Origin of the sequence: Sporosarcina gallistercoris (assembly GCF_014836415.1) — a bacterium.
Taxonomy (GTDB): Bacteria; Bacillota; Bacilli; order Bacillales_A; family Planococcaceae; genus Sporosarcina; species Sporosarcina gallistercoris.
Genome location: NZ_JACSQY010000002.1, coordinates 394246 through 400957 on the forward strand (window position 1 = coordinate 394246; position 6712 = coordinate 400957).

At 40.3% G+C, this 6712-nt stretch carries 7 protein-coding genes; 1 reads left to right on the forward strand and 6 read right to left on the reverse strand.

The window, feature by feature from the left end:
* Positions 1-60: 60 nt before the first annotated feature.
* The 6 genes from H9659_RS05255 to H9659_RS05280 all read right to left on the reverse strand — a co-directional run bounded on the left by H9659_RS05255 (position 61) and on the right by H9659_RS05280 (position 5037).
* Positions 61-891: a MetQ/NlpA family ABC transporter substrate-binding protein gene (locus tag H9659_RS05255; protein ID WP_191688865.1), complete on the reverse strand. Its 831-nt coding sequence runs from the start codon at positions 889-891 to the stop codon at positions 61-63.
* Between the two features lie 17 nt (positions 892-908).
* Positions 909-1571 carry a methionine ABC transporter permease gene (locus H9659_RS05260; RefSeq protein WP_191688911.1) on the reverse strand — a complete coding sequence of 221 codons (663 nt, stop codon included), beginning with the start codon at positions 1569-1571 and terminating at the stop codon, positions 909-911.
* Positions 1564-2310, reverse strand: coding sequence for a methionine ABC transporter ATP-binding protein (locus tag H9659_RS05265; RefSeq protein ID WP_191688866.1), 747 nt, complete (start codon positions 2308-2310; stop codon positions 1564-1566). The genes H9659_RS05260 and H9659_RS05265 overlap by 8 nt, the downstream gene beginning before the upstream one ends.
* A gap of 139 nt (positions 2311-2449) precedes the next feature.
* Positions 2450-2965, reverse strand: a complete 516-nt coding sequence (locus H9659_RS05270; RefSeq protein ID WP_191688867.1) for a YehS family protein — start codon at positions 2963-2965, stop codon at positions 2450-2452.
* 280 nt (positions 2966-3245) lie between these two features.
* Positions 3246-3791, reverse strand: coding sequence for a histidine phosphatase family protein (locus H9659_RS05275; RefSeq protein ID WP_191688868.1), 546 nt, complete (start codon positions 3789-3791; stop codon positions 3246-3248).
* 367 nt (positions 3792-4158) lie between these two features.
* Positions 4159-5037: a LysR family transcriptional regulator gene (locus H9659_RS05280; RefSeq protein ID WP_191688869.1), complete on the reverse strand. Its 879-nt coding sequence runs from the start codon at positions 5035-5037 to the stop codon at positions 4159-4161.
* A 134-nt stretch (positions 5038-5171) separates the two neighbouring features.
* Between H9659_RS05280 and H9659_RS05285 the strand changes: the two genes are divergently transcribed.
* The gene (locus tag H9659_RS05285; RefSeq protein WP_191688870.1) at positions 5172-6362 is read left to right on the forward strand and encodes a coenzyme F420-0:L-glutamate ligase; all 1191 of its coding nucleotides are present in this window, start codon (positions 5172-5174) and stop codon (positions 6360-6362) included.
* Positions 6363-6712: the final 350 nt, after the last annotated feature.

Genomic DNA, 6712 nt, shown 5'->3' on the forward strand with positions numbered 1-6712 from the left:
CAGAAGCATAGAAAAAGGCTTTAAGAGACAGGTGTGTTCCTGTTCTTAAAGCCTTTTTTCTTAAAATGCTGGAATTGCTGTTTCATCGTAGTTGTCTTCTAAAAACTTACGCACCTCATCGGAAGTCATCGCCTTGGATAGCTTTTGGATTGACTCCGAGTCTGCATTGTCTTCACGGGCAATTAACGTAATGGCAAAATCATTTTCGACACCTTCCGTTAGAAGTGCATCACTTTTCGGCGTCAGGTTCAGTGGTGCTGCATAAGCAGGTGTCATGATGACGGCATCTGCGTCATCATACATTCTTGCAAGCATCAGTAAATCCACTTCTTTGAACTCGTAATTCTTCGGATTCTCTAAGATATCCGCTTTTGTATAGTACGGTCCCTTTTTTTCTTTTAATGTGATGATGTCTTGCTGAGCTAACAGGGCTAACGAGCGGTCAATATTTGAAATGTCATTTGCGATTGCAATACTCGCACCCTTCGGTAATTGTTCCATGGAGTCGTATTCTTTTGAATAGACACCGTAATTGGCAAAATAGATCGGTGTTATTGGAACTAAATTCGCATCGTTGTTGCGATTGAACTCTTCCATGTACGGTACGTGTTGGAAGAAGTTTGCGTCTACTTCTTTTGCGGCAAGAGCACTGTTCGGTTGAACATTATCGCCTAGCACGACGATTTTAAGGTCAATACCTTGCTCTGCAAGAGTCGGTTTCACGAGTTCCAGGATTTCCGTCATCGGGGGGATGAGTGAAGCGACTTTCAATGTGACGACGTCATCTTCTTTTGCTGGAGCTTTTTCAGGTTCCTTGGCAGAATCAGATTTGTTACACCCGGCTACTACAAGAAGAATACTTAACGTGAGGATTAAAAGAATTTTTTTCATGATGTTCTCCTATCTCTTTATCTTTTGTCGATCCATCTGGATACAGTCGTCCCCGTAAACTGGATGAGCTGCACCAAAATGATCATGATCACAATCATATAGATCATTAAATCTGTCTTGAACTGCTGATACCCATAACGAATTGCAAAATCACCGATTCCACCGCCTCCAACCACTCCCATGATCGTGGAATAGGAGATGAAGCTAATAATGGACGTTGTGAGACCGAGGACCAATCCTGAACGGGCTTCCACGTAAAGAAATTTAAAGATGAGTTCTTTCATGGAAGCTCCCATAGAGATTGCTGCTTCTATGACGCCTTTTGGCACATCCAAGAGCGCTTGTTCCACTAATCTTGAATAATGGGCAATGGCGATAATTGAAAGGGGCACAGTGGCAGCTGCGGTACCGATTGCCGTTCCAATCAGAAGCCGGGTAAAAGGAATTAGAAAGACCACTAACAATAAAAACGGAAAGGAACGGACTACATTTACGAATAAGTTGACGATGGTAAAGACCATCTGATTTTCAAAAGCCTGCCCTCTCCGGCAAATGAATAACAAGGTTCCTACAGGCAACCCTATTAAAATGGCCGCCAAGATGGAAGTCCCCACCATGATGAACGTTTCTCCAATCGCCTGCCAAATTTCAGCTTGGTATTGAATGAGTACGTCAGGCATCGCGATCACCATCTTCCTTGAGACGTTCCACAAGATGAACCGCAGTATTTACCGTTTCTTGAATGCCTCTCGGTGTAATGGCTACCGTGTCATGAATGGTGCCATCTGTCAGCACAGTGACGCGGTTGCAGATACTTTTAATGACGTCCATCTCATGGCTCACCAGGACAATGGTGACCCCGAGCCTTTGATTGATATCTGCTAACACTCTGAGGATTTCTGCAGTCGTATGAGGGTCAAGTGAGGATGTGGGTTCATCACATAACAATACGTGTGGATGATTCGCAAGCGCTCTCGCAATGGCAACCCGTTGCTTTTGACCGCCACTCAGCTGCGCTGGATACTTGGCTTGGAAGCTTTCAAGTCCAACAAATTGCAGACAGTCCATAACCCGTTTGCGAAGTTCAGCTTTCGGATACTTGGCGAGCTCCAACGCGACCACTACATTTTCGTAAACGGTTTTATTGGCCACTAAATTGAAGTGTTGAAAAATCATTCCGATGGATTTACGAGCTTGCCGAAGTTGCTTCGTGTTGAGAGCGGTCAGCTTTTGGCCGTTCACTTCTACATCCCCTGCATCAGGCGTTTCCAACAAGTTCATGAGTCGCAACAACGTCGACTTTCCCGAACCACTCGCTCCGATAATGCCATGGATATCGCCTCGAGCGATCGAGAGTGAAATGGATTGGATGACGGGTACACCTGTGAAACTTTTACTGACATTATGTAATGAAATCAAAGAGACTCCCCTCTCTTGTTGAAAGGTGGCTGCAACCTTCATGATTATAGCTTATCAGGTATACGCTGTCATATGTTCTGCAAGGCAGAGAGAAAAGGCAGGCTCCGATAAATTTGGAGTCTGCCTTTTCTCGTAGGAATCATGCTCGATAGATGTGTGCCAACCCTTTTAAGAAGTTTCTCGCGTATCGATCGCCGCACTCTTTATAGTTGCGGTGACCTTCTTTACGCAGTACTGCACTCAATTCACTCTTTGACACCGTGACTCCTGCGTCATGTAAAATATCAATCATCTCTTCACTCGTAAGGGACAGGGCAATTTTCAACTTCTTGAGCAAAATATTATTCATGTTTCTATTGTCGTCTCTCATTAAAAACTGATTTTTGACGGTCTCCGGCGTTTCTTCTTGAGGCCCTCTTTTTAATGTGACACACCCGTTTAAGAAAGATTCTAATGTTTTGTTGTCGATCATTTTGACATATTCTTCGTCAGCCGCCGCACCATCCGGACTGTTTTTTGACTTCGACAGCATGTCCTGGACTTCCGCTTTCGTTGTTTCGATTCCGCCCAGTGCGAAAATCTCCACCATTTCTGCATCTTTTATGTCGAGTGCATATCGGAGTCTGGTTAGTATATCGTTTGCATTCATTGTCATCACCTTAAACCTTTCGTATTTGTACAGTTCTTAGTAGTATACTGCTTTTCATGAATTAATGTACGAACTTGTTATCAATTTCATAAGTTAGTCGATGATGTAGATTATTTTTCTTACAGTACGGTTCCCTGTAACTAGTATAAATGCGATTTTTTATTGAAATTCTTATACTAAATTGATGTAAGGATATAGTAAACTCTTAAAGTATTGAAGAGTTTTTTCTCTTTATTCCTTAATACAAAATCCAAATACCTCTGCTTTTCTGGTAATGAACCTTCTTCTAACTATCTAATTTACTCCACTCTGCTAAAGGTAATTGACGAACAACTTCATAACCATTTCCTTTCCCTTTAGGCTTTATAATAACTGTGCCCATATCAGGTATTACGCCTAGTCCCACCCCTTCCGGGAAACTGTGCGCAACAATCACCGTGTTTTTCCCCTCTACAGGAAGTGTTTCCAAAATAGCCTTTAAATCACTCAAAGTTTTTTGTCTATAGCTGCTAGGTAAATTTCCACTCAACCTATAGATCTCAAACCAGAATGGATTGACTTGAACATTGCCACTTCCAAATGCTAACTGTGCTGTTTCGATTGCCCGGCAGAAGGGGCTTGCGGGAACAGGGACTTGAATCGGTATTTGTAAGTATCGAAGAATCTCTCCATAGTAATTAGCCTGCCTTCTTCCCTTTTCAGAAAGATTTCTTTGGGTAGAGCAGTCTTGAAAGTTGAGATAGGGTAAATCTTCTCCAACGTTCGCTTCCCCATGTTTAGCGTATAGTATGAATCCGCCTTTTCTAAGGGAAGTAAGTAGTGATTCGTTCAAATCGATCTTCTCCTTTCATGTGATCCTCCTAATTTACTGCTACTATATGTATCGGGTTATGAATCGGCATCAAAAAAACAAACGCGAGCAATTGTTGGTTCTTATTTTTAATAACTATCGCACTGCTGGATCTTCGAGTGATGGTGATGGATTTTAATTCCCGTCTAGTTGTCATGCTGTCAGGTATTTTTTGGGGGACTTGTAAAGTGGAATGATTATAGAGACGGATGTATGTAAGGTTTAACTAAAACAACAATCACCTAACGTGTTAAGTTCCCAACACGTTAGGTGATTGTTGTTCAAATACTATTTACTTATGTTACGGTTCAGCGTACTGCATGTAACTATGCAGATTTAACTGCATGCATTATTTTACAAGCTCGATAAATGATTTTGCCGCACGCGTCAATGGGACATTCTCTAAATAACATAGGCCAATAACCCTCTTTGGAATTTCCTCTACTAGCTGGATCTCGTATAATTCTCCACTTTCTAAATAACTCTGTGAAAACTCTTTAATCACACATGAAATCCCTAAATTTATTTTTGCAAACTCTAAGACCAAATCAAATGATCCTAATTCAAATACAGGAGAAAATTTAAAACCTTTTTTTTCAAAGAAGTGTTCCACAAACAATCGTGAATTCGATTTCTTTTCCAAAAAGATGAGTGGCATTTTCATTAAATACTCAAAACTAACCGGTTTTTCCGTAAGAGATTTATATTTTTCTCCACAGACAAAGATATCTTGGATTTCCTTGCAGGGTATAACTTGTAGGTTTTCTTCATCCATTGGTAAATTACACACACCAATATCTACCTTTCCTGATTTGATCAAGTCACTAATTTCTGTTGTCGTGCCATTTAATATATTTAATTTGATCCCTGGGTATCCCTTATGGAATTGTTCTAAATAAGGTAATAGGAAATAACGAGAGATGGTGTCACCCACTCCGATTCGTAAGTGTCCAGTCTTTAATGTTTTAAATTCTAACAATTTGTCTTCTGCGGCGTTTATGATCCCTAGTGCGGACTTAATATGCTCATTCAGCAGTTTTCCTTCATTTGTTAATACTACTCCCTTTGACGTTCGATGGAACAGTAGAATGTCCAATTCCTTCTCCAACTTTGAGATTGCTTGGCTAACAGCGGGTTGTGTCATGTATAGTTCTTGTGCCGCTTTTGAAAAACTTTTATTGGAGCTAACAACGTTAAATATACGGTACAAATCCAATTTTCCTATCATATAATCTCTCCTTATACCCGATATAATGAATATTAATTTTACTTATATCACTTTGTAACGGTATAGTAAACATATAATGTTTAAACAAATGGACATCATAATATTAAATACACTCGATTTGAGGAGAGATTACATTGACAAGAGCCGTTGGAACAGTAGTTCGTGGGCTTCGCAGTCCCATCATCAACCAAGGTGACAATATGGAACAAATCACTGTTGAAACCGTATTAAAAGCAGCAAAGCTCGAAGGCTTTTCGATAGAGGATCGCGATATTGTAACAATTACTGAATCCATTGTTGCTCGTGCGCAGGGAAACTATGCGACAATTGATGATATAGCAACGGATATAGAAACTAAATTCGGTGATGATACAATTGGTGTCATTTTCCCGATTCTTAGTCGTAACCGATTTGCAAATTGCTTGAGAGGAATTGCAAAAGGCGCAAAAAAGATAGTCTTAATGTTAAGCTATCCTTCTGATGAAGTGGGGAATCACCTGGTAGACATTGATGAGCTAGATGCGAAAGGCATTAATCCATGGACGGATGTATTAACCGAAGCCCAGTTCCGCGAACATTTCGGATATGGAAAACACACTTTCACAGGTGTGGATTACATCGAATACTACAAATCCTTGATTGAGGCTGAAGGGGCAACTTGTGAAGTGATCTTCTCCAACAATCCAAAAACAATTCTGGACTATACAAAGAGCGTTTTAACTTGTGATATTCACTCACGTGTAAGAACAAAACGCATTTTGACAAACAATGGTGCTGAAAAAGTATATGGCCTCGACGATGTTCTTTCAAAATCCGTCAACGGCAGTGGATATAACGAAGCATATGGGCTACTTGGTTCAAACAAAGCAACGGAAGACAGTATCAAGCTATTTCCGAACAACTGCCAACCCGTCGTGGATGGAATTCAAGCTAAACTTAAAGAATTAACGGGTAAAACTGTGGAAGTAATGGTGTATGGCGATGGAGCATTTAAAGATCCTGTCGGAAAGATTTGGGAACTTGCGGATCCAGTAGTATCACCGGCTTATACAACTGGACTGGACGGCACACCAAACGAAGTGAAACTAAAATACTTGGCAGATAATAACTTCTCTCATCTTCATGGTGAAGAGTTAAATCAAGCTATTACTGAATTCATCCAAAATAAAAAAGAAGACCTAGTAGGTTCAATGGAAGCACAAGGTACTACCCCTCGTAAACTAACTGATCTAATTGGATCTTTATCTGATTTAACTTCAGGAAGTGGAGATAAAGGAACTCCTATTGTCTATATTAAGGGTTACTTCGATAACTTTACAAAATAATCTCACCACAAAAGGATGTCTCTTTAGTCGAGACATCCTTTTTATTTTTGCTTATACTCGAGGACACCTAATAATCTCGCGTCGGTTATTATCTAATTCGCAAATGGATGCTTATTGTCATGTATCACATCAATACATAATTATTAAGTAAAATATCATTAAACGAATCCATCTTTAGCTCTATAGGGCGCCTACTATCTAAGCAATTGCATCCGAACTGCTTTCTCTGCATATTAAGCGAGGAAGCCTGTCCCGTTACTTTTTTCTTGAATATGGCTTGTCAACATTAAATCGGACAATTTTTATAAGGTCTCTAATCGGTACTCAATTGGCGTTAGATAATCTAGCGT